The organism is Vibrio tapetis subsp. quintayensis, assembly GCF_030409945.1.
In the GTDB taxonomy this organism is placed as follows: domain Bacteria; phylum Pseudomonadota; class Gammaproteobacteria; order Enterobacterales; family Vibrionaceae; genus Vibrio; species Vibrio quintayensis.
Map to the genome: position 1 here is coordinate 29,936 of NZ_JAUFQV010000019.1, position 25,745 is coordinate 55,680.

The window sequence follows — 25,745 nt, forward strand, 5'->3', positions numbered from 1 at the left end:
CATCAGGATACAGTGTTGATCCGTGCCATGTGATAAACATCAACATATTGCCCATTTCTAAAGGCATAATCTTTAGATTCGCCCTCAATTTCAAAACCAAACTTCTTATAAAGAGCTTGAGCTGATTTGTTATCCACAAAAACAGTCAATTCTAAACGTCTGATGTTCAACCAGTTATCAGTTAATTCAATCAATGCAGCCAGCAGAGCACTACCAACACCTTGGCCTTGAAACTCATCTTTCACTCCCATACCAAACTCAGCAACGTGCCTACGCCTCATATTGATACACACGGAAACCCCTAAGTTTCCGACAACCTCCCCATTAATTTCGGCGACAAAGCTGTATACATTATCCGGTATGTTGCCTACGCGCTTTTCCCAGCTACTTACAGGAGGAAATGGCAATTGAAGCGTGCCGGAGTATGCCAACTCCCCTGAGTAAACCTCTTTAATAGCGACCGCATCGTTTGGTTCTGAGTGCCTTATTGTTATCTCGGCCATTTCTACATCCTTGTTATTCTATCGCTTTAAATTCAACCAGTTACATAAGAAAAACACATCTCCAAAATAAGATCAATATCTTATGCAAATTATTTAATTACCAGATGCAACTGCGATTCAGTCGGACTGAGTTAGATTAAACACCCTAGTTATTGATACACCTTAATGACCACAAATTATTAACAATAAACGCCACATTAATTATCATCAACGAGGAATTAGTTCAATATACAATCAAAATAAGAAAAGCTAACAATTCACATTAGTTATTGTAATGATAGTTTTAAAATAAATGCGACAGAACGACGAGTTGTAACGAGGTGTGTCTGTTAATATCCGTCAAGTAAATAATTCTAACAATATAACTATTTTAAGGATATTGACATGTGGAATAAACTAAACAAGTCCATGATGTTCTGTCAAATGATGTTTGGACTATCATTTTATGGTGTCATGGTAATCTTAACGAGGTTCTTCTTAGAGAATCTAAATTATAGTGAAGCAGACACAATGATGGTTGTGGGTGCTTTTTCAGCCATTGGGCCGCTATTTGCTATAGCCGGTGGCTTTATCGCCGATAAATTTCTTGGCGCTTATCGCTCGCTCACTATCGCTTATCTAGGCTTTAGTGCTGGTTATGCATTGCTGGTCATCGGCGCATCCACCACCAACGTTCCACTCGCACTTGCAGGTATTGCACTAGCAAGTTACGGCCGTGGCTTAATGTCACCTTCTTATCCAAGCCTTTATAAACGTACCTTTGCAACACAAGAAGACTTTGAGAACGGCTACCCTGTTAACTATTCAATCAATAATATTGGTGCTCTTTTAGGCCAATATCTATTCCCATTCTTTGTTCTGTATATTGGCTTCAGTGGCAGTTTCATTCTATCTGCAGTCATGGCATTCATTGCGCTTGGATTACTTGTTGCATTTAACAAGCAGCTTTCGGGTATTGGGGCAGACATTGACAAAGCACCGGTAAGTAAGAAGAACTGGGCCATTTTCGGTTTAGTATCGGTTGGTATGATTGCATTAGTATTTTTTATGTTTTCAAACATGGATATAGGCAAGAACTTCGTCTATGCAATCGGCCTTGCCGCAATCGGTTACTTCATATCTTTGATGTTAAAATCAGAGAAATCTGATGCACTTAAGATGGGGACGATTCTGATTGTTACTGTCCTAACCACCGCATTCTTCGTTTATTACGGACAAATGATGACCTCCATGACAATGGTAACCATCAATACAATGCGTGGCGACCTATTTGGCATTCTTCCAATCGCACCTGAAGCATCTATGTCAATGAATCCACTGTGGTGTATTGTAGCTGGCCCTGTCATTGCAGGTACATTCTCAGCACTTGAGAAACGTAACATCAACTTCACTACCGCAACCAAAATCGGTTTTGCCTTTATCTTCACTGCGATTGCATTTGGTATCTTAGCGTTTGCAGTTAAGAACATTGGTGAAGACGTAATTATTCGCCCAGAAGTATTTTTGTTGATTCACTTCTTCCAAGCATTTGCAGAAGTTATTGTTGGTAGCATGGTGGTTGCATTTATTCTTTCTGTTGCGCCTAAGCACATTGAAAACTTCTCGGTCAGCTTATTTTCGGTGGCGATTGCAATGAGTGGTATCGTTGGTGCGGTATTCTCTACTTCGATTGCTTTAGAAAAAGGCCAAGAAATCACACAAGAGATCGTTCAAACGGTTTACGGTGATTACTTTGGCTTACTGACGATGCTTGCAGTTGTGATGGTTGCAGTCGCCTTAGCGGCGTCTGTGGTTATTCGTAAGATGCTTGAGAAAGCCAACAGCATTGACAAAGAAGTTGAGCTAACAGAAGCAAATAGCTGATCCTAGATTAACTCTTCAAGCTTTATACATTATCCAAAATAGGCAGCGAATTCGCTGCCTATTTTTAGTTATATGCCCCAGCCAAATACACATAGCCAAACTAGGGCCTAGCAAGACTGATCGAGCACTAATTAGAGACTAACGCGTCAAAGCCATCAGTCACTTGTTGGCATTTCATCACTCGTCCGTGACCTTGCCCTTGTGTGGCAACTAAAGTCACATTCTCCATTTCCTTAGCGGCTTTTTCTGACACAGAGAACTTAGTAAATTTATCTTTTTCATCATGCACGATAAGGGTCTTACTCCCTCTTAATCCAAGCTTTCGGTACGGGTCTACCGATTGCAGTGGATAATGGTATTGATCTTGGATTTCCAGTACGACTTCTTCAAACAGTTTCATCGAAAAGCCTGAACGCTCTATGCTACTAAATAGGTTGTCGAGATATTCCAAAACTGGGGCAATCAATAACATGGGTACGTCTTGCGTTTTAGCATGGCGACATTCGATTGCCGATGCCGTTCCCATACTATGACCAACAATACCTGCTACTTCGCCTACACTATCAAGCACAGTTTCCAAGCCGCTTACAAAGGCAGGAATGTGACCATAAACACCATCACTCTCGCCATGCCCTGGGTGATCATAAGCCAATGCAGTAAATCCTTTGCTTGCGATATGCTCCATTAGCGGATAAAACTGGCTCGCCGTACCAGACCAACCATGAGTCAGCACCCAAACAGGCCCTTCACCAAGCTGGTAGGTTTTTAATATGCCCTCTTGGCCAGCCAATTCTCCCTTAATGAGCCCCACTGGTTCTTCATTTTTCGGTGAAGTCCTAACTGGGGTTAGTAACAATTTCCGAGCCGTCTTTTTGGCATGATCAGGAGCTATTGTGTGATGCAACCGGGTAGACATATTGACGACTGTCCTTTTAAGGCTGAACTTACCCGACGTATTAAAATAAATTTTTTCGCTCATGATCTTATTCCTTTAAGTCGCCAGATTATTCGAACGACCGTGCTATTTTGTATTAAAAAAAGAGAACAATCCCTTTTCGTGTTAATTCTGTGGTGATGCTTTCCAATTACGAATCAAGTCTGATACACCTCGCCAAAACTGTAACTTACTCGCTTGCTCACCTTTGATTGAATAGAACAATTGTGCACTGAGATACAAGCCATACAACTCAAACGTGGCTTGCTCGGCATCGAGACCCTTGGTGAATTCGCCAGTCTCAACGCCTTTCTCTATTTGAATCGTTAAATAATTCACCCATGTCGTAATGGTCTTTTTCAACGCTTGTTGCGTCACGCTATCTCTGTGAACACCATCTTTCCAAGCATCCAAGAACATACAACTTCCTTGGAATGAATGATTCCAGCCCAGCCAATTTTCCATCAATGACCGAATTTTCTCTTCGATAGTGACCTGTTGGTTTTCTCTAGCTGGCAATACAACACGTTGAACAAATACGAGATTAGCCTGCTCTAGTACCGCAACTTGCAAATTATCTTTCGAGTTAAAATGAGCGAACAAACCACTTTTCGACATGCCACATTGCTTTGCGAGATCACCAATCGTCAGGCTTTCAAGCCCATTTTCACTCGCCAGTTTAAACGCAATATTCAGGATATGCTCTCGTGTAACTTTGCCTTTTCTCATCAAACACTACTAATTTATCAAATCGCCTGTCATTTTTAGCACGTACGTACTTTTTTGCAACCACTATTTGACGGAACTCTCAGACGGGGTGTTTTGACGGCCCCCAGTAGGAACAGGATATTGTAGACCGCCTCTAGGATTAAAGGCGGTATAAGGTACATTCAAATTGACGACTAGTGACTAGTCATTTTCGTTTGTGTCCACCAGCATTTTCACCTTAAGCTGATCAAGTTCGATGATAGAACTCAGTTCGTGTAAGCGATTGATCAGCCGTTTATTCAATACAACGCCGGACGCAATCAAACAGACACCATTCTTAGCACTCAGATCCTGCATCAAGATCATTCCTGACTCTAAATTCGATATCTGGCTGATCGTCATGTATGAAATCGACTTACCTTTCACTTTTTCAGGCAAGGTTTGCGGAGCACTTTCTTGTGGTTTTGCGTTTCCGTATGGCCAATTAATTTTCTTATTTAACGAGCGATCAGGTTGTTTTCTCTCAGTTCTACGCGCCGCTGGGTTTTCTGAAATACAATCGAAATCGCTTTCTACTTGGGAATAATGGCTTTCATTAGAAAGGTCAGCACTTTCTTCTAACGCGCTAATTAATTTGGTTTTTACGTTATCAATGGTGATTGGCTTAACAAGAAATGCACTGATGTCGAGGCTCATGCACGCCCTAATAACTTCAACGTTAGAATAAGACGTTACCGCCAGCACTCGCATGTTATTCTTGTTCGCTGTTTTTCCTAAACGAATATTTTTTAATAGCTCTATGCCGTTCATGTTCGGCATATTAATATCCGTAATCACCGCATCAATCTTTTTGCTATTGAGTGCCGCTTCCGCTTCAATGCCATCTTTCGCAGTTAACACATTTTCAACCCCTAACCGCTGTAACAACGAAACTAAGGTTGCTCGAGAAAATTGGTGGTCTTCTACGACCAAAACGGTGTAACTTCCTAGTGCAGTTTGCTCGTTCATTTATGCGGCTCCCTTACTAATAATGCCACGCTCAGTCAGCCAGTTTTCTATTTCTTTGATTCTCTGGATGGCTTGATTAAGGTAGTTGTGTAATTCATCCCATTCTGCTTCTAGTGCTTCATCTTGGATGACTTTAAACGTGTCACCGAGTGGATCGGCACCTGCTGACTTTGCAGCGCCTTTTGCTGCGTGAGCGATGCCCTGTATTTCTTCACGCTCTTTGTTCTCGAACGATGACATGAGTGAGGAGAGATCGTCCTGAATCGAATCCCAGTAGCCTTCAAGTAGTGGATACAAGACTTCTTCTTCATCGGTACCAAGTATTTCTGACAGCCGTTCGCAGTCTATTGGTACCTCTGCTGGCATAGGCTCAGCCTTTGTATCGTCATGGTCTTGACTAAAAACCCATTGAGAAGTTGATTCTAAACCAGAGGTTAAGGCTGAATGAGAGGTTAGCTCAGAAGTATTCTCAAGCATTGGGGGTTGATGATTAGGTTCAATGTCGCCTGAAGGGGTGTCGTCATTTAACCAGTGATTGAGTGCAACCTTTAGTTTTTGCAATTCAATCGGTTTTGATAGGTAATCGTCCATGCCGGCCTCGATACACGCATCTGCCGCCCCCAGCAACGCATTGGCAGTGAGCGCTACGATTGGTATCGCTTGTTTCTCATTACTGCATTGCTCTAACTCACGAATGGCTCTCGTCAACTCGAAGCCATCCATAATCGGCATGTGGCAGTCAGTTAGCACCAGATCAAAACTTTGCTGCTTCCAAAGTTCGAGTGCTTTCGCGCCATTTTCGGCCATTAGGCATTGGTAGCCCAGTTTACTTAGCTGACGCTCAATGACATCTCGATTGGTGGGTTGATCTTCAGCGACCAGTATTTTCCAGCGAATGTTGTCATCAAAGTTATCTTCTATGCTGCTGTACACATTGTTGCTGGCTTCGATAGTTTGGGTTTTTCGACCAAGAACCAACAACATAGCTTCAACCAATTCACTTGGTTTAAGCGGGCAAACTCCGAGTGTGACATGACCATCGGTATGGCCTTTTATTTTCACTGCTGGTTCATTGGTCAGTAAGATAATACGAGTATGACCTAAGTTCACCTGATTGGTCAGATTCGCCATTTCATTGTGGCTAAATTCTGAACCAAGAATAATAACGTCGAACGTATCATCACTCGATATAAGCAACTTGAGTTTCTCTACCGAATTGAGGCTGAGCACTTTACACCGCTGTAATTCAAGGTTTTGTCTCACCGATTTGTCTAACGATTCCTCACTAATGACCGTCACAACGTTCGCCCCATCAATGCACTGGTCTTGGTAATCCACTTCAACCACTGACGCATCATCACAAGGCAGTTCAACCCGAAATGTCGTACCGACCCATTGCTGGCTCTCTACGCTAATACTCCCCCCCATCATCTCAACCAAAGAGTGGGAAATAGACAGCCCTAACCCCGTGCCGCCATACAACCGGGTTGTTGACGCATCACCTTGAGTAAATGAACTAAACAAGTTTTCAAGTTGTTCTTCGCTCATTCCAATGCCGTTGTCTTCAATGGTGACGGCTATTTTTCTATTACTATTACTTTCATTTTCATTTTCATTGTTATCTTGCTCAAGTTGCGCCTTGAGCCAAATTTCACCCCGCGATTTTTCGTCACCTTTTGAAAACTTAACGGCATTTCCAAGTACGTTAAACAGTACCTGCCCTAAGCGTACTCCGTCACTCATAATGAGATTAGGGATACTAGGATCATAAACAATGTATATCGTTGTATTATTTTGGCTGGCCTGTAACCATAAAACATCGGCGGTTTTCTCAACCGTGACTTGCAGCGGCACAGGTAAATGCTCGACAGACATTTGATTGGCTTCAATTTTGGAAAAATCGAGAATATCGTTAATGATGCTAAGGAGATGCAATGACGAATCTTTTATGGTCGTTGTCATGCTTTGTTGATCAAATGACAAATTGGTATCGTTAAGTAAATCAATCATACCAACTACACCGTTCATCGGCGTGCGGATCTCATGACTCATGTTGGCCAAGAACAGTGATTTGGCTTCGTTGGCGGCATTCGCAGCGGCGCTTTCTCTTCTGAGTAATTCTTGAGAATTTTTCTCTTCCGTTACATCAAGATTTACGCCTCCCATCCCTATTGCAACACCACTATTTTCATCAAAAATGACGTCCGCTGATGCTTTTATCCAGCGAATTTCACCATTAGGCCAACGTATCCTAAACTCAGCGAAAAAACGCGTCAGGCTATTCTTAGCTTCCATTAAAGTGACTTCAGCCTGTTCTACGTCTTCTTCAAGTACACAGCTTCGCCATGTTTCGTAGGTGTTCTCGCTGCTATCCGGATCTTTTTGATACATCCGGTACATCCTGTCATCCCACTCAAGTCCTCCTGTGATGAAGTTCCAGTTCCAGATCCCGATTTCACCAGCTTCAGTAGTGAGATTTAAGCGTCGAATCGTTTCTTGGAGACTTCGTTTGCTGTACTTCAACTCGGATTCCGTGTGTTTACGGTCGCTAATATCTCTAAATGTCACAAAATAAAGGGTGTCTCCATCCAGTGACATCTGGGTGACTAAGATATCTAATGGGATGAAACTGCCCGACTTGGTCACACCAATCGCTTCACGAAGCCGTTCGGAAATCGTCCCCCCTTTCGCTTGATTTCCATCCTTTAGATAATTGATATTACTAATATTAAATTGTTCTGATATTAATGATTCAAATAAACTTCCTACGATGTCGATTTTTTTCCAACCAAACATTCGCTCGGCCGAGTGATTGATATCGATGATTTTTTCATCAGATCCGACCAACAACATACCGTCGATTGCTGACTGAAAAATCAAGTTCATTTGGCTTTCTGAACCCTCTAGCTGGGTGGTCGTTTTCTCTACTAAATTTTCCAGTTTCTGATTTGTATCCAGAATTTCAGCTTCAACTTTTCGTAAATCAGTCACATCATTGTGGACCAATATGTAACTCGTAATTTCGTTGGCGTCTGAATACACTGGGCTAAGAAACAGATTGAAAAACAGCAACTCATCTTCTTGGCCTTTAAAACACACGCTGGTTTCTAACGAAGACAGACCATCTAAAGCTTGAACAATTTCTTCTACCTGGATTAGATTAAGATCGCCGTCGTATAAGTCCCTAACTTGCAACCCCTTTATCTCGTCTTCTGTCATTTTCGCCAGAGTTAACATCGCGGAATTGGCATACAGTACAGGCTTGTGTCTATCTATGGCATCTAACACCAAGATACACGCGTTCGCAGATTCAATGGCTTGGAACTGTACATCTAGCTGGTTCTTTTGTGTCTGAATGCGTTCAAACAGTTCGCCTCGTTCGGTTAATTGCTCTTTATAGATCTTTAGCGAATCGATAATGTTGGAAATTTCATCCGTTTCTTTATATTCAGGCAGTTCGACGTCCAAATCGTTTTTCGACAAGCTTGAAATCACGCCTTCAATCTTTTGTAACGGGCTACCGATACGGGCAATAAAGTAGAAACCGGCAAAACACAGCGTCAACACCAAGCCAAATGCCAATAACAAGGCGTACCGTTTTCCGGTGGTTATGCTTTCAAATACATGGTTAGTTGGAGTAAATAGGAGAACAACGCGAGGCGAATTTTCGTAGCTCTTTATGTGTGCCCAAGACACGAGGTAATCATCTTGGACGACAAATCCACTGGTGCTATCTGTTTCTCTAATGCTAGTTACTACATCAGCGATAGCACTATGGGCAAAACGACTCTTAAGGTCAAAACGCTCATCAGCCACCACATAAACATGCTTACCTTGTTCTGTCGTGTTAGACGCCGAATAGCTTTCTGATGGCAGGCCCGACAAATGATGGTAATGCCGGCTTATTATTTGTTGAATATTACTAACATCAACGATAGTCGCTAAAACAGCGGATGCAATACCTTGTGTGTCTGTGATCGTTGAGCTAAAAACCAGAACCTTTTTATGCTTATCGAGCACCGAGAAATAAATATCTTTACCCTGTACTTGCGAGACACTCACACTCCTTTTATCAAGCGCATCCTTAAACCAAGGTCGCGTGCTCAATGTCATTGGGTCACCGAGAATTGGCTTAACGTCTTCGCCACTGAACGACTTAGTGTTTTCTGCTAACACACGGCCTTCTTGGCTAAAGAGAACCATATTCTGATAAATTCTATAGCTATCGATATAAGTATTAAATTTATCCGTTAGCTGTGCTGAAAAGCGTTCTTGGTTCACCTGGTCAATGCCGTTAAGGTTAACGCTTAGTACGCGAGCGTCATTAGCACGTTCTAAGATGAACTTCTCCACTTCGCTTGCTATTTCAGTGGCCGATTGTTGATAGTGGATAGATTCTATCTTTTCTGCATAGCGTGCCGCTTGCGAAATCAGCACCGTTGCAAGAACAAGGAGTGCACATGATATTCCAGCCAGTAATATTCCATTTTTCTGCTTTAGTTTCATTCAGCCACGATCCATTTGACGTATCATTCAGAACACACTCGCATTTAAGTCGCTTAGGGTTGCATTAATACAGCCCTTGTCCGGATGCGATTATTAAATTAAGTATTGACCCTAACTGAGCAAAAGCAATGCACATTATTGAATAATGCTGTGTTTTCCATTGATAAGCAGATGCGCTTAATTTTGAATTGATGTAGAATCGCCAGCCTTTTATTTGCTTGGGATTAAATAATGTTCATCGGTTTCGATTATGGTACAGCTAACTGTTCCGTTGCCACGATGGTTAATGGCCAGCCAAATTTACTCAACTTAGAGCACGACAGCCCTTTTATTTCATCAACACTCTGCGCTCCTACTCGTGAAGCCGTTTCGGAATACTTGTTCCGTCACTACAATATTTCACCTAGTAGCCCCGTTGGCGAACAAGTACTGCGTCGTTCTATCGCGTTTAACCGCGAAGAAGACATTGAAGTACTAAAGGGCGATCTGCTATTTGGTCAAGCCGCACTCGATTTGTACTTAGAAGACCCTCGAGAAGTTTATTACGTAAAGTCCCCTAAATCATTCCTGGGCGCGAGTGGCTTACATGAAGTTCAAATCTCATTTTTTGAAGACTTGGTCTGCGCCATGATGGCTAACATCAAGCAAAAAAGTGAGTTTCAAACTCAAAAAATCATTACCGATACGGTGATTGGTCGCCCAGTCAACTTCCACGGTCGCGGTGGACAAGACGCCAACATTCAAGCTGAAAGCATTCTAAGAAAAGCGGCGCTACGTGCTGGGTTTAAGAACATTGAATTCCAGTTTGAACCCGTTGCCGCAGGGCTTGATTACGAAAACAGCTTAGAACACGATCAAACTGTGTTAGTCGTGGATATTGGTGGTGGTACAACGGATTGCTCGTTAATAGAAATGGGGCCAACGTGGGCTAATCAGTCTGACAGAACCAACAGTTTATTAGCCCATAGTGGCCAAAGAGTTGGAGGTAATGACCTAGATATCTATTTGGCGTTCAAACAATTGATGACGCCACTAGGAAAAGGCAGTAAAACCGATGCAGGTATCGATATACCTTTGAATCAGTTTTGGAACCCTATTGCCATTAATAATGTTGAAGCACAACGTGACTTTTACGCCAGAGAAAATCTAAAAGCACTGAAGCAGTTTAGAAAAGATGCCCTAGAGCCAGAGAAGCTTGAGCGTCTGCTTAAGGTGTATCAGGAAACTCTAGGCTACAGCATTGTAAGGCAAGCAGAACAAGCCAAAATTGCTTTATCAAACTCTAACCATTATTTAGCCAACATTGATTTGTTATCTGAAACTTTGGAAATTGATGTAAGCGTGAACCAAATGGCCGAAGCCATAGAAGCGCCTAAAGAAAAAATGATTGAATTGATTAGCGAAGCGCTGACACAAGGTGCAAAAACACCAGACGTTATCTACCTAACGGGTGGTACCGCTCGTTCGCCAATACTTCGCCAAGCAATCGAAGAGAAGTTACCAAACGTGCCTATGGTAAGTGGTAACTACTTTGGATCTGTTACATCCGGTCTTACTCACTGGGCTGAACTGTGCTTTAAATAGGTTTTTCTGGTGCCCTTTTTTAGTAAGAACAAGGTTAACTAAAAGATATCCGTCTAAGTCGAGAACTCCAATTTTGGGGTTCTTTTTTTTTTGATACAACACTGTTGATTTCAAGCCGCCACTTCGGTGCCTACATCCCATCCGTTTCACATCCATCCCAACGACACGAATTCCTTATTGACCTTATTCAAGATTTGCACCATTATAAACTGACTAATCAGTCGGTTTATTTGTAAGGACAAATTATGGCAAATCAAGAAACGATCAATCAGCAAGTTCTTCAGCATGAAGACTCACAAATTGAAGCGTTAAATGAACACTTCCATTCACTGAGTGCACAGTTCAAACAAACACCTTACCTGCCGATTGAAAAACGAATTGAAACCATTATCGAGATCAAACAAGCACTGATCTCGGGCAAGGACACCTTGATTCAAGCGTTAAGTGATGACTATGGCTATCGTAGCCAGTTCGATAGTTTGCTCGCCGACATTATGGCCACCGTTCAACACGCGAACTACACACTCAAACACATTAAAAAATGGGTCAAGTCGGAACGACGCCATACAGGATTATTGCTATTCCCTTCAAAAGTAACCGTTCATCAGCAACCGCTCGGTGTTATCGGCGTCGTTACTCCTTGGAATTTCCCGATTAATTTAAGTATCAACCCTGCGATAACCGCGCTCGCGGCTGGCAATCGCGTGATGATTAAAATGAGCGAATTTACCCCTAATACCAACCGAGTACTTAAACAGATGTTGAGTAACATCGATGAGCAGGTTGTTTTCATTGAGGGTGAAATGGACGTATCCAGCGCGTTCAGTAAATTGCCATTTGATCATCTGTTTTTTACCGGTTCAACTGAAGTCGGTAAGCATATTGCACGCGCAGCTGCGGATAACCTAACTCCGATCACGCTAGAGCTTGGTGGCAAGTCGCCGGTTATCATTGATGACCACATATCGATGAATAGTGCCATTGATAGCATTATTCTCGGCAAGACAGTCAACGCTGGCCAAATCTGCGTAGCGCCAGACTACATATGTTTGCCTAAAGCCCGTCAACAGGAATTCATCGACACCTATATTAAGCGTTTCCAACACTTTTACGGTGGTAAAGCCCAATCCAGTCGTCACGGCTGCATTATTAATGAACGTCAGTTGTCGCGCTTACAGAGCTACTTAACGGACGCTGAGCAACGTGGCGCTAATTTGCACCCCGTTAGCCAAGATTCAACCGGAAATACGCCATCAGATTTGATGCCAACACTAATCAGCAATGTTAACGACGACATGTTGATCATGAAAAATGAGATTTTTGGTAGCCTGTTACCAATCATGACATACGATCACATTGATGAGGCATTCCGGTACATCGACAATCGCGCCCGCCCACTCGCGCTATACGTCATGACGGAGGATAAAGCACTGATCGAACGCGCAACCTATCAAGTACACAGCGGCGCGTTAAGCATCAATGACACGTTATTGCACGTAGCGGCAGAAGACGCGCCATTTGGCGGCATCGGTCATTCAGGGCTTGGGAGTTATCACGGCATTGAAGGCTTTAAAACGTTTTCTCATAGCAAAACGGTTTTTCACACCGCCGCTTGGTTACCACGCAGTGCGCTATTGCTTAAGAAGCGAGATTTAATGACCAAACTGCTACAAAAGGTGTTCTTAAGATAATGGCTGATAAACCAAACAACGGGGATTCCTTACAGGAAAATACACCGACAATAAAGCCGTCGAAAAAGTCGCTGATCCTTGACGCCGCACTGTGCTCTTTCGTTGAAAATGGCATCACAAATACATCAACGGCCAGTATCGCCAAACGCGCAGGCGTCGCGACAGGCACTTTGTTTCACCATTTCGCCAATAAGCAGTTACTGTGCGACGAACTGTATCGCGAGATTAAGACTCAACTCAGCACTGACATCAATCAGGACCTCAGCGGAGACTTATATTCAAAGGGCCAAACATTATGGTTAAAGGCATTGGAATGGTTTATCAACAACCCTAATGCGTTGCGTTTTTTACAACGTTACTACTTAAACCTAGAAGCCCAGACAAACCGAGATGCGAACAAAACTGATACTCTCGCGTTGTTTAAAGAGCTTCATCAATATATTTATGACTTCTTTGAACAGTGCCAGAAAGAAGGGCTGATGATCGACATGCCGTTAGATTATTTAGCACTCATGGCACAAAACAGTATTTTCTCTAATGCTGAGTTTTTGCTACTGTTTCCAAGCTACAATACCAAAGCGTTTAAGCAGCAAGCCTGTCGCTCGGCACTGAGTAGCTTGATTATAACGCACTGATTTACATGGGTGATTAATAACAGTGACGTGAGCTAAGGGCTATGCTAAGTGCATTGCCCTAAAAAATTGAACACGCCCTGTTGTTTTAACCAGTCTATTTGCGTTTCATTTCTTACAACGAATCGTCCACTAAAGTTAATGCCATTCGCATACGTGCCATTTACGTGATTCACGCTTCTTGGCACCATCAGCATCCAGCGCTGGGTTAACAGTAAGTTGTATGGCTTACACGTGCCGCCATCAGCGTCAGGGGTTAGATTTAAGGAAGACATCATCTCTAAATACTGAGCGTATAGTGTTGTGGCATTAAGCTTATTAAAGGTGAATAACCGATGCGAGAAAGGAAGACTCCCGCTTGCGATAATACGCTCAAATGGAATCTGTGTTCTGACTACTTGCATGTGGCGATGCGGCTGGCTGGCTCCTGCCATTACACCGCCATTAAAGAACCCCAGCACGTCATCTGCACCACCATTTCCGTCAGGTAACTCGTCTGGCAATTCACTGTATGCCATGAGCCACGCTGAAAAGTCAGACAGATTAAGGAGTTGGTTTTGTGCTTCGTATTGACGCGTACAAATCAAAAGATGGGGCGTGATAACCGGATATTTGTTTAAAATACAAACGTGATCATCACCCGCATCGGCTACATACATGTCCGGTTCATAAGGCAAGAATGGATTTCTAATCGGCGTAGACATCTTGGTTGCCAATGTGTGGTCATCAGCATGAACCACGGGCTTTTTACGGATATTGTCACTTAAGGTGTGACCAAAACACGTTACACCATCACTTTCAAAGTGAAAGCAACTTGATGCAATTGGCACTAACGCATTAGTTTCCAACGCTCGTTGGCTTACTTCCTGAGCCTGAGTCCAAAACATCGCATTTCCTTTTGTACTAATAAAGCGCTAATCCTCGGAAACAAGGTGACGCCATTGGGGGTGCTTATCAAGGTAATGTTTAACATAACTGCATTCCGCGACTATTTTCCATTTTAGGAGCGCTATCTCGGGCAATAATGCCTCCATCATGACCGCTCCCTTCCCTTGCCCACGTAAACTCGATGGGACCGAGGAATGATCAATATAAATCACCTCCCCCACGGGCCTATAAGTGACCTTAGCCCACTCATTATTAACCACTTCAATACGAAATTCATTGTTGCCTCGGTCATGCTGCACGGTTATATCCATACGGGCTTCCTTCTATTATTCCGCAGTTTTTGCAAACAGGCTGTGACTCTGAGTCTTAACTTTCAATCATTGTGAACCAATTACGCCCCATTGACTATCCATAATGCTCAGAACACCCCGGCTAAACTAGGAGGTGATACTTCCAACGCAGTTCGTGACCTAAATAAAGGAAATAGCGCAAATGCGTTAGTTGACACCATTCCTATTGATTCTCAAATTGATAAATTCCCGAATTTCAATTTGAGAAAACAAACAGACAATCGAATAACCCCTTGTATTAAAACAAAATAAAAGATGGCACAGAACCTGCTCTTATTACTTCGACGCAACAATAATTAGCGACATACTTACATCCCATTAGGAGAGACATCATGGAACTGACAAGAATTGAAACTAACCAAGACGTGTTAACTCTTTCACTAGAGGGCGACTTTGACGCAACCGGTGCTCGCGCTGCACAACCTTATATCGACAGCATCATTTCGATGGACGATCACGCAGAAATTGAAATTGATTTTAATCTCGTGAAGTTTCTCGATTCGTCTGGCGTCGGCGCAATGGTCTATCTATACAAACGCCTTGTGGAGCATAACCGCAACATGCGTATTGAAAACGCCAAAGGTCAGCCATTAGAAATCATCAAACTGCTACGAATCGGCCACGCAATACCTGTTAACTCAAAAAGTTTAGATTTCGCGTAAATGAACTAAGCTATTACAAACAATAAAAATAATAAGATTTCTAACAAAGGACGTTGGCATGAAATTATCATTTAGCGCTGCAACAGGTTTATTAAGCTTTGCCTTGTTATCTGGGTGCTCCAATTACCCAGAAAAAGGCACCGGAGGGCTTGCGGAAAACTACACAGGTTCTAACTACGCAAGTACGAGTTTTTCACCCGTCATGCCAGACGAGCCACTAGGCCCTGAACATGGCTTACGTTTTGACTGGCAGATAGCCAAACTTCACTTGGACTCACTCATTCGTGAGGGAGCAAAATGGTGTTTTCCTGCCTCAGTTGTGCAGGCTCAAGAAAAGCAAAACCGCATAGCGAGAGAACTTGAGGGCGGCCTGTTATTAGACGCAGCTAACGATATCATCATCCTTAGAAGAACCTTAAACGATCTAGAATTACGATTAGACTACGTTACCAGCCAAACTCGCTGTGTTCCACCAAGAGATCAAGATGTTCTGTTGTCTCGACTTGATATCGTTAACCAACTATTTGAACTACTCAACGTTGACAACCAATTTGCTTACGACTCTATCGAGATAAACCCAAAATACATGGGCCACCTAGCCGAAGCAGCCAACATATTGAGAGAACATAAAGACTTCACCATTGTGGTAACTGGCCATGCCGATTCAAGCGGCTCTGATGAACATAATGACAAACTTGCGATGGGTCGCGCCAAACAGGTCAAACGATATCTAAGTATATTCGGGTTAGCACCAGAGCGAATCAAAACCTCTTCGCTCGGTTCAAGCTTGCCTCTATTCGAAGGGGATACTCCAGCGGTGAAACTCACCAACAGGCGTGTAAGTGTCGAAGTGATTGCGCCCGCAAATACCGCAGAATCTGCAATGGGAGGCCAACATGATCGTTACTAACTCTTTATCTACGTTCGCTCGACAATTCTTATTACTTATCGCCACCATGTTTTTTGCATTCACTTGCTTTGCCGAAACTACGAATAACGAGAGTAATCAACAAACCGTACAAATTGGCGACTTAGTCCAAGTTAATCTACCCGGTGAAAGCAGCTTAAACAAAAGTTTTCAGGTTGATAAACGCGGCCGTATCACACTACCCGAAATTGGCCCTATTTTGGTCGCAGGCTACAACGACCAGCAATTAGAACAAATCGTTAAAGGTGCTCTGGGTCAAATGTTTCGCGATCTATCCAGCGCAAAAGTGTACGTAACGAAACGTCAGATACTGGTCTCGATTCAAGGTTATGTGGAATCGCCTGGTGAATACACATTAGCAGAGGGAGCGAGCATCCAAATGGCGCTGTATGCGGCTGGTGGGCTGCGCTCCGGGGCACAGCTCAACGCCATGATCCTGAAACGCAATAAAGACCAGACAAAATTCAATTACAAAAAGTTCTTAGACAGCGGTAACGACAGTGACTTGCCACAACTGCGTTCGCTCGACACTTTATTCATTCCTGCCTCTCCACTTGTCGGCAATATCGAGCAAGAATTTGACGCGGCTAAACTCGCCAATGCCGGTGACAGTGCTGATGCTCGTCAAGCCATTAAAGTGTTCGGTGAAGTTAACGCCCCCGGGTCGTTTAGTTACAAAGAAGGGACAAATCTCGTTGACGTATTGATGCGTTCTGGTGGCGTTACACGTTATGCAGGCGTCGAGCAGATCCGTGTGATCACCAACAATTCCCCAACTCTGTTTAATCTTAAGCGTTACTTAGATACTGGCGACGCTTCAATGCTTCCAGCCCTGACGCCTGGCTCGACTATCTTTGTACCTATGATGGAAGAAGAGATTAAATCCGGCGCCAACATGGTCTACATCATGGGTGAAGTGGCGAACCCAGGAGCGTTTGAGGGCAAAAAAGGCGCTACGTTTATGGATATTTTGGCCAATGCAGGTGGCCCTACCCGCTTTGCTGAATCTCGCCAAATTAGAGTATTAAAATCAACAGGGCAAGTGATCAAGTTCGACTTAACCGCTTACACGGAGGGGTTAACTGGCGCGCAACCACCAGCGATACAATCAGGTGACGCTATATTTGTTCCTGAAAAAACCGACATGAACGAGAAGTCTTGGTTGAAAATAGCGCCAAACCGCGCCGTCAGCGTTATTGGAGAAGTGGTACGCCCGGGCCGCATTGAATGGTCAGATGAAATGAACCTAATGGATCTACTAGCTCATGTTGGTGGCCCGACACTAAGAGCCGATACAACGAAAATCGAAGTTGTCTCTGGCAACCGTAAGATGGTGGTGTTCAATTTGGACGAATACATCATTGGTGGCGCGCAGGTATCAAATTTGCCCGTGATTACTTCTGGTGCCATCGTTCGCGTACATGACTTACCTCAAGATCCATCTGACAACAAATCTCAGTGGGTTCGCCAAAGCTCTGACGCTTCAATCTACGTTTTTGGCCAAGTAAACGCACCGGGCCGCTATCGTTTTACTAATCAAATGCACTTTCTAGACATTCTTTCAGCGGCTGATGGCCCAACAAAAGACGCCGACATACACAACATTCGCATTACCCACAGAGACAAAACCTATTCACAGGTGAGCAAACTGAACCTGTCTTTGTATTTCGAAACAGGCGATGAATCATTACTGCCGCATGTAAAAACAGGCGACACCATTTATATTCCAGAAAAAGACAAAAACTGGCTAGACCGTTCTAAAGAATCGACCGTTCGAATCTTAGGTGCCATCAACAAACCTGGCCGCTATGTCTTTAACGACAACATGACCATACTTGACCTACTCGCAGAAGCCGGTGGCCCAAGGGAAAGTGCCTATCTTGAAAAAATCAGTGTCGTGAATATGTCTTGCTGCCAAGGACAAGCCAGAACCTTTGACTTGATTGAATTTAGCAAAACAGCGGATTTCTACCAACTGCCAGTCTTGCGCGCAGGTGACACCATTTACATTCCGGATCAAAGTGAAAGCCTATTAGAAAAAGCGCGTCAAGGGTTAACCGACGTCTTACAACTGACCACGACTATTGTATTGATAGGAGCACTGTAATGATGATTCCCTCGACCCACGCTGAAATCGAACAGCTATACCTCGCGGCTGAGCTCGCTGAATGTCGTTCTCTGTGCATCACCGCTTGCAACTCAGGTGACGGCGTAACATCATTTGCATCGGCCTTGGCTGAGCGTTACCTACTCGCGGGCCATAGCACCCTTTTAGTTGACTTAAACATGTTCAACCCCGCTTTTCGAAATATTGAGATTAATGTAGGCGAAAGCGCCGAAGAGTGGATTGAGCACGAGAGCAGCCACAAATTGTTCGTTGGGTTACCTGTCCCCAACGACCGCTCAACTCAATTAGCGTATAAAGACCCAAAGAACATGCAGTTAGCTGTAACCAAGTGGCTAGAGAAATACGACCGCGTCATTGTCGACACTTCACCGTTATTGCAAGTTAACCGTGGCAATATTCCGGCACAAAGTGTTGCCAGTGCCTGCGATGAAACGATTTTGGTCACACTCGGCAGCGCAACCAATGCCAACCAGGTGAGCCAAGCCATGACCATGTTGAGTGCAGGCAAAACCCACGTACTAGGTTGTGTTCTTAACTTAAGAGACCAGCCAACGCTTGCAGAGGAATTAAGTCGAGAAGTACAACGTGTGAAATTCATACCAAAAACATGGCGGGATAAAATGTCCAAATCGTTGATGAAAAACGCATTTTTGAATTTACCTGTCTAGTGCTTATTTAAAACTAGGCTATGCTTAACTAGAGGCAACAATTTGAAAAAAAAGTCACATCAAGGAAGACTATGACATTTGTAACCAAAACTATTTTGGGCATTGCCATTATACAGATCGCTCTTTTGATGATCTTAGTGTTCAGCTCTATCTCTTTTCTCTCGACATCCAATGAAAAACAACTGATCCAACGTGCTAACGCCAACGCGTCTATGTTTGTTCACGCCAGTACCAACGCCGTCTTATCGATGGATTTTGCAACCATAGATGATCTCGTCAACGACATCATGGCGCAAGAAGATGTTTTATATGTGCGCATTACTTACCAAGGCAAAGTTCTTGCGGTTGGCGGCGATAACCTACTGCTCAGCGAAATATCAAATGTCGACCAAGATTTGTCTTCTATTGATGACAGCGTATTCGATATCCGCGTACCGATCAGAGAAAACGACATCGTTTATGGCCATGTCGACATGGGGTTTGGTACATCAGCACTGAAGCAAATGTTGGCCCAAGCGCAGAAATCCATCATCGGAATTGCCAGCTTAGAAATTCTCTTGGTGGTCTTCTTCTCGTTCGTACTCGGCACTTATCTCGCTAAGAATCTCACTCGTTTAACGAACGTCGCTCATACCTTAAGCAAAAAAGGCCCTGGCTATGAACTTCGGTTAGACCGGACCGATCAACTCGGCGATGTGGCTGACGCGTTCGATGATATGTCTCGTAACCTTGAACAAAGCTACCAAGAGTTAAGACAAGCGAGAATTGAAGCAGAAAACGCCAACGAGTCTAAAAGCCGCTTCCTAGCCTCAATGTCACATGAAATCAGAACGCCAATGAACGGTGTCCTTGGCTTGCTGTCATTGCTTGAAGAAACCAAACTGACGCAAGAGCAGCAAAAACTGCTTAAAACAGCCACGGAATCCGGCGAGTTTTTGCTCTCCATAATCAATGACATTCTCGACTTCTCTCGTATGGAAGCGAACACATTGATCTTGGAGCGAGACGCATTCGATTTTCACGCGTGTGTGTCTAATGTTGTCAGTAGCTTTGAACCTCTCGCCAAAGAAAAAGCACTGATCCTAAATTGCACAATCAAGCCGCAGGTACCGGAATTCGTTTACGGTGATGCCAATCGCTATCGCCAAATATTGTTTAATTTACTCGCGAATGCATTCAAATTTACTCCGCATGGCAGCGTAAGCGTCGAAATAGACGCTAAAAAAACATCCGACCAACGCTTCTCTGTGTCGTGTGCGGTAATTGATACAGGTGTGGGTGTTGAGCAAGAAGCGCAAAGTTATCTATTCGATGAATTTACCATGGTCGACCAAACTTATTCTCGTTCACAAGAAGGCTCTGGGTTAGGGCTAGCAATCTGTAAAAGACTGGCATTCTTAATGGATGGTGAAATATCGGTTTCAAGTACGGTCGACGTTGGCAGCCGTTTTGAATTTCAGGTATCTCTTGAAACATCCGCCCAACCGTTAGTTCCTGTAAACCACAACCACAGAAACGACGATCTTCCAGAGTCGATACTCGCTGCCCGTGTACTTGTCGCTGAAGATAACAAAGCCAACCAGTTGGTGATCAAGAACTTATTTTCTCATGCTGGTATCAATATTGATCTTGCAGAGAATGGCCAACAAGCCTTAGAGTTAATTCAACTTCATGACTATGACATTGTATTCATGGATATTTCCATGCCGGAAATGGATGGTATAGAAGCCTGTCAGCACATTCGTTTAATGACTGACGAAGCCAAAGCACAGTTGCCCATCGTTGCCCTAACCGCTCATGCTTTATCAGGTGATAAAGAAAACTTTTTGGGCATTGGCATGACCGACTATCTTTCAAAACCGGTTAGAAAAAGCCAGCTCATTGATGTGCTGCATAAATACCTATTACCCAATGGGGAAATAGCGACTATCCCTCACATTGTCTCTAAAGGCCCATCATCGCTTACTTCACATTCAGTAGAAGATGAATCACTAATGAAAGAACACTTAGCTATGCCAATAGAAATGAAGCCCACAGCAACTAAGTCAGCAAAAGCAATGCACACCGAACCGAGTCTCAATAACCATAGCCTTGACGATCACAAGCTCGAAGCAAGGGCGGATAATGAGGATGACATTGCCATTGTTGACGAAGCAATTTTAGAACAAATGATCGAAGACACGAGCCTGGAGGTATTGCCTATACTTGTAGAGCATTACATCGAAGAAACGAACTTACGTGTTGATAAAGTCATTCAAGCGTTAAGCTCTGGAGATTCAGACGCGCTTGAATTTGAATCACACACGTTAGGAAGTGCCTCCTTAGCATTAGGAAACCGCAAATTATCCGATCTTGCTCGAGCCATCGAAAAAGAATGCCGTGAAGGTGATGCCGTCAAAGCGCTCACTTTAGGCAAAGAGCTTCCTGAACTGGCGAAAACATCGCTGGCGGCCTTAGTTAAGTACAGCGAACAAAAATTGGCCCAAGGATAGCGACCATGAACACCAACAAGAATGGTACTTGCTAACAGTTTTCATAAAAATCGACAACAATTCCATCATTTAGCTCGAAATATTTATCAATAAGTTTCATAGTATTAAACATCAGCTAGGAAAACAGACAGGATGTGATTATGCGACCAAAAGTGTTGCTTGTTGAGGACTCGACCTCACTGGCTATTTTATATAAGCAGTACGTAAAAGATGAGCCCTATGATCTCTTCCATGTTGAAACAGGGCGAGATGCGAAAGACTTCATCGAACGTAACGTACCGCAGTTAGTTATTTTGGACCTAAAACTGCCTGATATGTCCGGAGAGGACATTCTCGACTGGATAAAAGAGAACCAAATTCCAAGTTCTGTCGTCATCGCTACAGCGCACGGTTCAGTTGATATCGCCGTTGGGCTTATCCAAAAAGGAGCCGAAGACTTCCTTGAAAAGCCGATTAAAGCCGACCGCCTAAAAACGTCTGTCACATTACACCTCAAGCGAGCCAAGCTTGAACACCTTGTAGAAAGTCTTGAAAGTAAACTAGATCGAACTCGATTCCACGGGTTCATTGGCTCAAGCCTTCCAATGCAAACCGTGTATCAAACCATCGATGCTGTCGCGCCAACAACGGCCAGTGTTTTCATTTGTGGCGAAAGTGGTACAGGTAAAGAAGTGTGTGCCGAAGCCATTCATAAAGAAAGCCAGCGTAAAGACAAACCGTTTGTTGCCATTAACTGTGGTGCCATCCCCAGAGACCTAATGGAGAGTGAGATTTTCGGTCACGTTAAAGGCGCATTCACTGGCGCAACAACAGACCGTAAAGGTGCGGCAATGCAAGCAAACGGCGGCACATTATTCTTAGATGAATTGTGTGAAATGGAACTGGAAATGCAGAAAAAGCTGCTGCGTTTTCTGCAAACCGGCACCTTTACCCCTCTTGGTGGTAGCCGAGAAGTAAAAGTAGACGTACGTATTATCTGTGCAACCAACCGAGATCCACTACTCGAAGTTGAAGAAGGCCGATTCAGAGAAGACTTATATTACCGCGTACACGTGATTCCGATTGATATGCCACCACTGCGCGAACGAGGAAAAGACATCGCCAACTTGGCAAAACACTTCCTTAAAATGTACGCCAAACAAGATAAGAAAAGATTCACTGGTTTCCAACCCGATGCCGAAGCTTTGTTAACTCGCTACCCTTGGCCTGGAAACGTTCGTCAATTACAAAATATCATTCGAAATATAGTGGTACTTAATGACGAACCGCAAGTATCTATCGCGCACATTCCGGCTCCGGTTAATGGCCCTGCGCGTAAAACTCAGGCAACCTCTAGCAGGCACGCATCACCCATTCATGTTCGCCAACCACAAGAAAGCGTCCCTCCAGCGAATCTCTCTACGCCAGCGAATCTCTCTATGCCAGAGAGTTCGATGCCAGTAAGTACGGCACCTGTTGAAGCGGTAGTACCACACTTATCTGATCAAGGCGCTGCAACACAAAGCCAAGATGGAATGCCAAATACAGACGTGAAACCAATGTGGCAGGTAGAGCGCGAAACCATCCAAAATGCCATTAATCTTTGTGACGGCAATGTGCTCAACGCCGCTGTTCTACTCGATTTAAGCCCATCTACGGTTTACCGTAAGAAGCAAGCATGGGAAGCGGAAGATGACATTAAGCAAGCGTGATCGTCACATCCCCAAAGAAAATGAAATATGGCTGTTAATCGACAGCCTAACTTTTGGTGGAATAGAGACACACGTTTTAGAGTTATCTTATGGTTTGAGTCAATTCGGTCATTCCGTCCGGGTCGTATTCGTCACTCAATACGACCACGCTTCTCCCCTGATCGACCGCCTGCAAATGGCCAATATTCAGTACTCTTACCTCTATCAAATCAGTGGCTCTACAAAACGCTTGAACCCGCTTTACGCATTGTCTCGAGCCGTTGGTATTCATAAGCCAAAACTGGTTCACGCTCATGGTTATAAAGCCAGTATTTTGAGTAAGCTCATTAAACTTACGCCGGCAGGAAGTAAAGTCGAACAATTCACCACGTTTCATGCCGGTGAGACGCCATCAGGCAAGGTAAAGCTATATGACGCACTTGACCGTTATAGTGCGTTTGTCTCGAAAGCGAATTTTGCTGTTAGCCAATTGGTTCAGGACAAAGTCAAAGCGAAATCCGTGGTACTCAATAACTTCATTTCAACCGACAAGCTACACCTAAGTGAAGGAGAGCAAATCGCCTTTGTTGGCCGACTGAGCCACGAAAAAGGGCCAGACCGTTTTGTTGACCTCGCCATTCAGTTTCCTTACTTGGCCTTCCACGTCTACGGTTCTGGTCCAATGGAAACCGAGCTACTCGATAGAGGGGAGCCAAATATTGTCTACCATGGTCATCAAAACAACATGACACGTGTTTGGGAGGCCGTGGGTATATTGGTCATCAGCTCTCGTTTTGAGGGCCTACCAATGGCTGCTCTTGAAGCCATGGCGCGAGGCATTCCTGTTGTCGCTATGAATGTGGGCGCTTTAAGTACCCTAGTCAATCATGGCGTCAATGGCTGGATTGCAGATTCTGAAGATGAACTGTCAACTTGCCTGATGGAGTGGCTACAAATGTCTCGTAGTCAGCAGCATGAAATCGCTATCAATGCCTGCAATACCATCACTCAGAACTACTCTAGCCAAGCTATCATTCCGCAAGTATTGCGTCATTATCAAATCGCCAACTAGGTACTTCAACAGCATTTCTCTTTTGTCTATTCTGATTCTCATATTGAGAAAGTAAACAAATCCGGCAATGAAAAATATAAAACTCAATTAAAAACAACAAATTAAAATAATTATAAATTTGGCACTGCGTTTGCAATATCTCTATCATTCAGGACGAATAGGAAGAGAGCGATGCAAAATAAACACAATATATTATACGTACATTACGGTGATAATTGGTTGCGCGGCAGTGAGCATTGCCTAATCAACCTATTGAGCGAGCTAGATCGTCGCCAGTATCGTCCTTTTTTGTGGACTAACAACCCAGCACTCCACCATGTGGCACTTCGAAATGATGTTCAATCTAAGCTAGATATCTTTCCAATACTATTGGGTTGGTCAAACAGCCGTTTCAACGTAATGGGCTGGTTGAAGTTGATTCAACATGGTTTGAAAATGGTAAAAGAAAACCGTATTGACATTATTCACGTTAACAGCGGAGCACCATGCCAGTGGATGTGCTTCGTAGGCCGTTTAGCGGGCATTCCCGTTGTCACGCAACTGCACAGTGATTACCCGCTTCGAGACCGCTTAACGCTTGGCCTGCATCTCTCTCCTCGAATCATTACCGTTAGTAAAGCCATCAGTACCAATCTAATTCAAGACGGCTATCCAGCCGATCAACTGAGTGTTGTTCACAATGGCATCGATACTGGCATCGCTCCATCATCGTCGATTGAGCAGGCCCCCCTCAGCAATGCGTCAACGTTACGAAAATCCGTATACGTTGAACAAGCAGTAAACGTAAGACAAAAGTTAAACATTGCAGATAACGCAACGGTCTTTGTAACCGTTGGGTCTCTCATTCACCGCAAGGGAGTCGACCGTGTCATCAACGCCCTGTTCGAATTGCACGACAAACACCCAAACTTGCACCTTGTTGTGATTGGTGAAGGCGATGAAAAGGAAACGCTGAAAAGTCACGCAAAAGCACTAGAACTTAACAATCGCATTCATTTTGTTGGTGAACAAGACAACGTTCACAGTTGGTTAACTGGCGGAGTCGATGGTTTTATTAGTGCAGCACGCAGTGAAGCTTTTGGGTTGGTAGTTGCTGAAGCGGGCATGGCTCAATTGCCAATCATTGCACCACATACCGGCGGCATTCCAGAAATAATCACTGATGGGCAAACCGGCATTTTATATTCGAATACCGCAGAGTTTGGCTTAACCGATGCTATCAAGACATTCTTGGATAACCAAACCAACCCTAGCCAACCGAATCAAGTCATGGCAATGAATGCACTACAGCACATCAAAAATGAATTTACACTCAACATCAATTACCAAAAAATTGAGGCGATTTATCAAAAAGCGCTTAATGAAAATAAAAATCTAACCGGTGAATCTCAACCATCTTGGTTTAGTGGGCTACGTCCACTGCGTCGACTGCCTAATACACTGATGATGAGAGGGTAA

Annotated in this window: 18 protein-coding genes and 1 pseudogene; 12 read left to right on the forward strand and 7 right to left on the reverse strand. The window is 43.8% G+C overall.

Annotated elements, in window-relative coordinates; genetic code table 11:
* Positions 1 to 2 precede the first annotated feature (2 nt).
* Positions 3 to 503, reverse strand: coding sequence for a GNAT family N-acetyltransferase (locus QWZ04_RS07845; RefSeq protein WP_290326685.1), 501 nt, complete (start codon positions 501 to 503; stop codon positions 3 to 5).
* A 384-nt stretch (positions 504 to 887) separates the two neighbouring features.
* Between QWZ04_RS07845 and QWZ04_RS07850 the strand changes: the two genes are divergently transcribed.
* Entirely contained in the window at positions 888 to 2,366 is a 1,479-nt protein-coding gene (locus QWZ04_RS07850; RefSeq protein ID WP_290326688.1) for a peptide MFS transporter, read from the forward strand.
* Between the two features lie 127 nt (positions 2,367 to 2,493).
* Here QWZ04_RS07850 and QWZ04_RS07855 read toward each other — a convergent pair whose 3' ends face one another.
* The 4 genes from QWZ04_RS07855 to QWZ04_RS07870 form a co-directional block, all read right to left on the reverse strand.
* On the reverse strand, positions 2,494 to 3,345 hold the full coding sequence (locus tag QWZ04_RS07855) for an alpha/beta hydrolase (RefSeq protein WP_290326690.1): 852 nt from the start codon (positions 3,343 to 3,345) through the stop codon (positions 2,494 to 2,496).
* Positions 3,346 to 3,426: 81 nt separating this feature from the next.
* On the reverse strand, positions 3,427 to 4,029 hold the full coding sequence (locus QWZ04_RS07860; protein ID WP_290326692.1) for a TetR/AcrR family transcriptional regulator: 603 nt from the start codon (positions 4,027 to 4,029) through the stop codon (positions 3,427 to 3,429).
* Between the two features lie 180 nt (positions 4,030 to 4,209).
* Positions 4,210 to 5,016: a response regulator gene (locus QWZ04_RS07865; protein ID WP_290326694.1), complete on the reverse strand. Its 807-nt coding sequence runs from the start codon at positions 5,014 to 5,016 to the stop codon at positions 4,210 to 4,212.
* Positions 5,017 to 9,522 (reverse strand): response regulator, encoded by a 4,506-nt coding sequence (locus QWZ04_RS07870; protein WP_290326697.1) that lies wholly within the window; start codon positions 9,520 to 9,522, stop codon positions 5,017 to 5,019.
* A 231-nt stretch (positions 9,523 to 9,753) separates the two neighbouring features.
* Here QWZ04_RS07870 and yegD point away from each other — a divergent pair, with 231 nt between their 5' ends.
* From yegD to QWZ04_RS07885, 3 genes are all read left to right on the forward strand, one after another.
* A complete protein-coding gene (yegD, locus tag QWZ04_RS07875) occupies positions 9,754 to 11,106 on the forward strand; it encodes a molecular chaperone (protein ID WP_290326700.1) in 1,353 nt (450 codons plus the stop codon).
* A gap of 245 nt (positions 11,107 to 11,351) precedes the next feature.
* Entirely contained in the window at positions 11,352 to 12,797 is a 1,446-nt protein-coding gene (locus tag QWZ04_RS07880; protein ID WP_290326702.1) for a coniferyl aldehyde dehydrogenase, read from the forward strand.
* The gene (locus tag QWZ04_RS07885) at positions 12,797 to 13,432 is read left to right on the forward strand and encodes a TetR/AcrR family transcriptional regulator (RefSeq protein WP_290326704.1); all 636 of its coding nucleotides are present in this window, start codon (positions 12,797 to 12,799) and stop codon (positions 13,430 to 13,432) included. Before QWZ04_RS07880 ends, QWZ04_RS07885 begins: the two co-directional genes overlap by 1 nt.
* 44 nt (positions 13,433 to 13,476) lie before the next feature.
* Here QWZ04_RS07885 and QWZ04_RS07890 read toward each other — a convergent pair whose 3' ends face one another.
* Both QWZ04_RS07890 and QWZ04_RS07895 read right to left on the reverse strand, forming a co-directional pair.
* Positions 13,477 to 14,316: an ATP adenylyltransferase family protein gene (locus QWZ04_RS07890; RefSeq protein ID WP_290326707.1), complete on the reverse strand. Its 840-nt coding sequence runs from the start codon at positions 14,314 to 14,316 to the stop codon at positions 13,477 to 13,479.
* Between the two features lie 27 nt (positions 14,317 to 14,343).
* Positions 14,344 to 14,628 carry a GNAT family N-acetyltransferase gene (locus tag QWZ04_RS07895; RefSeq protein WP_290326709.1) on the reverse strand — a complete coding sequence of 95 codons (285 nt, stop codon included), beginning with the start codon at positions 14,626 to 14,628 and terminating at the stop codon, positions 14,344 to 14,346.
* Positions 14,629 to 14,999: 371 nt separating this feature from the next.
* On the opposite strand from QWZ04_RS07895, the gene QWZ04_RS07900 reads away from it, so the two are divergent.
* The 8 genes and pseudogenes from QWZ04_RS07900 (at position 15,000) to QWZ04_RS07935 (ending at position 25,745) form a co-directional block, all read left to right on the forward strand.
* Complete coding sequence (locus QWZ04_RS07900; RefSeq protein WP_290326711.1) at positions 15,000 to 15,329, forward strand: STAS domain-containing protein; 330 nt, start codon at positions 15,000 to 15,002, stop codon at positions 15,327 to 15,329.
* A gap of 58 nt (positions 15,330 to 15,387) precedes the next feature.
* A complete protein-coding gene (locus QWZ04_RS07905) occupies positions 15,388 to 16,239 on the forward strand; it encodes an OmpA family protein (RefSeq protein ID WP_290326713.1) in 852 nt (283 codons plus the stop codon).
* Positions 16,240 to 16,339: 100 nt separating this feature from the next.
* A pseudogene (locus QWZ04_RS07910) lies at positions 16,340 to 18,364 on the forward strand (SLBB domain-containing protein); the annotation flags it as partial.
* Positions 18,364 to 19,053, forward strand: coding sequence for a P-loop NTPase family protein (locus QWZ04_RS07915; protein WP_290326715.1), 690 nt, complete (start codon positions 18,364 to 18,366; stop codon positions 19,051 to 19,053). The pseudogene QWZ04_RS07910 and the gene QWZ04_RS07915, both read left to right, overlap by 1 nt.
* A 71-nt stretch (positions 19,054 to 19,124) precedes the next feature.
* On the forward strand, positions 19,125 to 21,545 hold the full coding sequence (locus tag QWZ04_RS07920) for a HAMP domain-containing hybrid sensor histidine kinase/response regulator (RefSeq protein ID WP_290326717.1): 2,421 nt from the start codon (positions 19,125 to 19,127) through the stop codon (positions 21,543 to 21,545).
* Positions 21,546 to 21,685: 140 nt separating this feature from the next.
* Entirely contained in the window at positions 21,686 to 23,236 is a 1,551-nt protein-coding gene (locus QWZ04_RS07925) for a sigma-54-dependent transcriptional regulator (protein ID WP_290326719.1), read from the forward strand.
* Positions 23,217 to 24,287 (forward strand): glycosyltransferase family 4 protein, encoded by a 1,071-nt coding sequence (locus QWZ04_RS07930; RefSeq protein ID WP_290326721.1) that lies wholly within the window; start codon positions 23,217 to 23,219, stop codon positions 24,285 to 24,287. The genes QWZ04_RS07925 and QWZ04_RS07930 overlap by 20 nt, the downstream gene beginning before the upstream one ends.
* A 171-nt stretch (positions 24,288 to 24,458) precedes the next feature.
* The gene (locus QWZ04_RS07935; RefSeq protein WP_290326724.1) at positions 24,459 to 25,745 is read left to right on the forward strand and encodes a glycosyltransferase; all 1,287 of its coding nucleotides are present in this window, start codon (positions 24,459 to 24,461) and stop codon (positions 25,743 to 25,745) included.

Coding starts and splice junctions, on each gene's coding strand:
- QWZ04_RS07845 (WP_290326685.1), bottom strand. CDS start 503: ATGGCCGAGATAACAATAAGGCACTCAGAACCAAACGATGCGGTCGCT.
- QWZ04_RS07850 (WP_290326688.1), top strand. CDS start 888: ATGTGGAATAAACTAAACAAGTCCATGATGTTCTGTCAAATGATGTTT.
- QWZ04_RS07855 (WP_290326690.1), bottom strand. CDS start 3,345: ATGAGCGAAAAAATTTATTTTAATACGTCGGGTAAGTTCAGCCTTAAA.
- QWZ04_RS07860 (WP_290326692.1), bottom strand. CDS start 4,029: ATGAGAAAAGGCAAAGTTACACGAGAGCATATCCTGAATATTGCGTTT.
- QWZ04_RS07865 (WP_290326694.1), bottom strand. CDS start 5,016: ATGAACGAGCAAACTGCACTAGGAAGTTACACCGTTTTGGTCGTAGAA.
- QWZ04_RS07870 (WP_290326697.1), bottom strand. CDS start 9,522: ATGAAACTAAAGCAGAAAAATGGAATATTACTGGCTGGAATATCATGT.
- yegD (WP_290326700.1), top strand. CDS start 9,754: ATGTTCATCGGTTTCGATTATGGTACAGCTAACTGTTCCGTTGCCACG.
- QWZ04_RS07880 (WP_290326702.1), top strand. CDS start 11,352: ATGGCAAATCAAGAAACGATCAATCAGCAAGTTCTTCAGCATGAAGAC.
- QWZ04_RS07885 (WP_290326704.1), top strand. CDS start 12,797: ATGGCTGATAAACCAAACAACGGGGATTCCTTACAGGAAAATACACCG.
- QWZ04_RS07890 (WP_290326707.1), bottom strand. CDS start 14,316: ATGTTTTGGACTCAGGCTCAGGAAGTAAGCCAACGAGCGTTGGAAACT.
- QWZ04_RS07895 (WP_290326709.1), bottom strand. CDS start 14,628: ATGGATATAACCGTGCAGCATGACCGAGGCAACAATGAATTTCGTATT.
- QWZ04_RS07900 (WP_290326711.1), top strand. CDS start 15,000: ATGGAACTGACAAGAATTGAAACTAACCAAGACGTGTTAACTCTTTCA.
- QWZ04_RS07905 (WP_290326713.1), top strand. CDS start 15,388: ATGAAATTATCATTTAGCGCTGCAACAGGTTTATTAAGCTTTGCCTTG.
- QWZ04_RS07915 (WP_290326715.1), top strand. CDS start 18,364: ATGATGATTCCCTCGACCCACGCTGAAATCGAACAGCTATACCTCGCG.
- QWZ04_RS07920 (WP_290326717.1), top strand. CDS start 19,125: ATGACATTTGTAACCAAAACTATTTTGGGCATTGCCATTATACAGATC.
- QWZ04_RS07925 (WP_290326719.1), top strand. CDS start 21,686: ATGCGACCAAAAGTGTTGCTTGTTGAGGACTCGACCTCACTGGCTATT.
- QWZ04_RS07930 (WP_290326721.1), top strand. CDS start 23,217: ATGACATTAAGCAAGCGTGATCGTCACATCCCCAAAGAAAATGAAATA.
- QWZ04_RS07935 (WP_290326724.1), top strand. CDS start 24,459: ATGCAAAATAAACACAATATATTATACGTACATTACGGTGATAATTGG.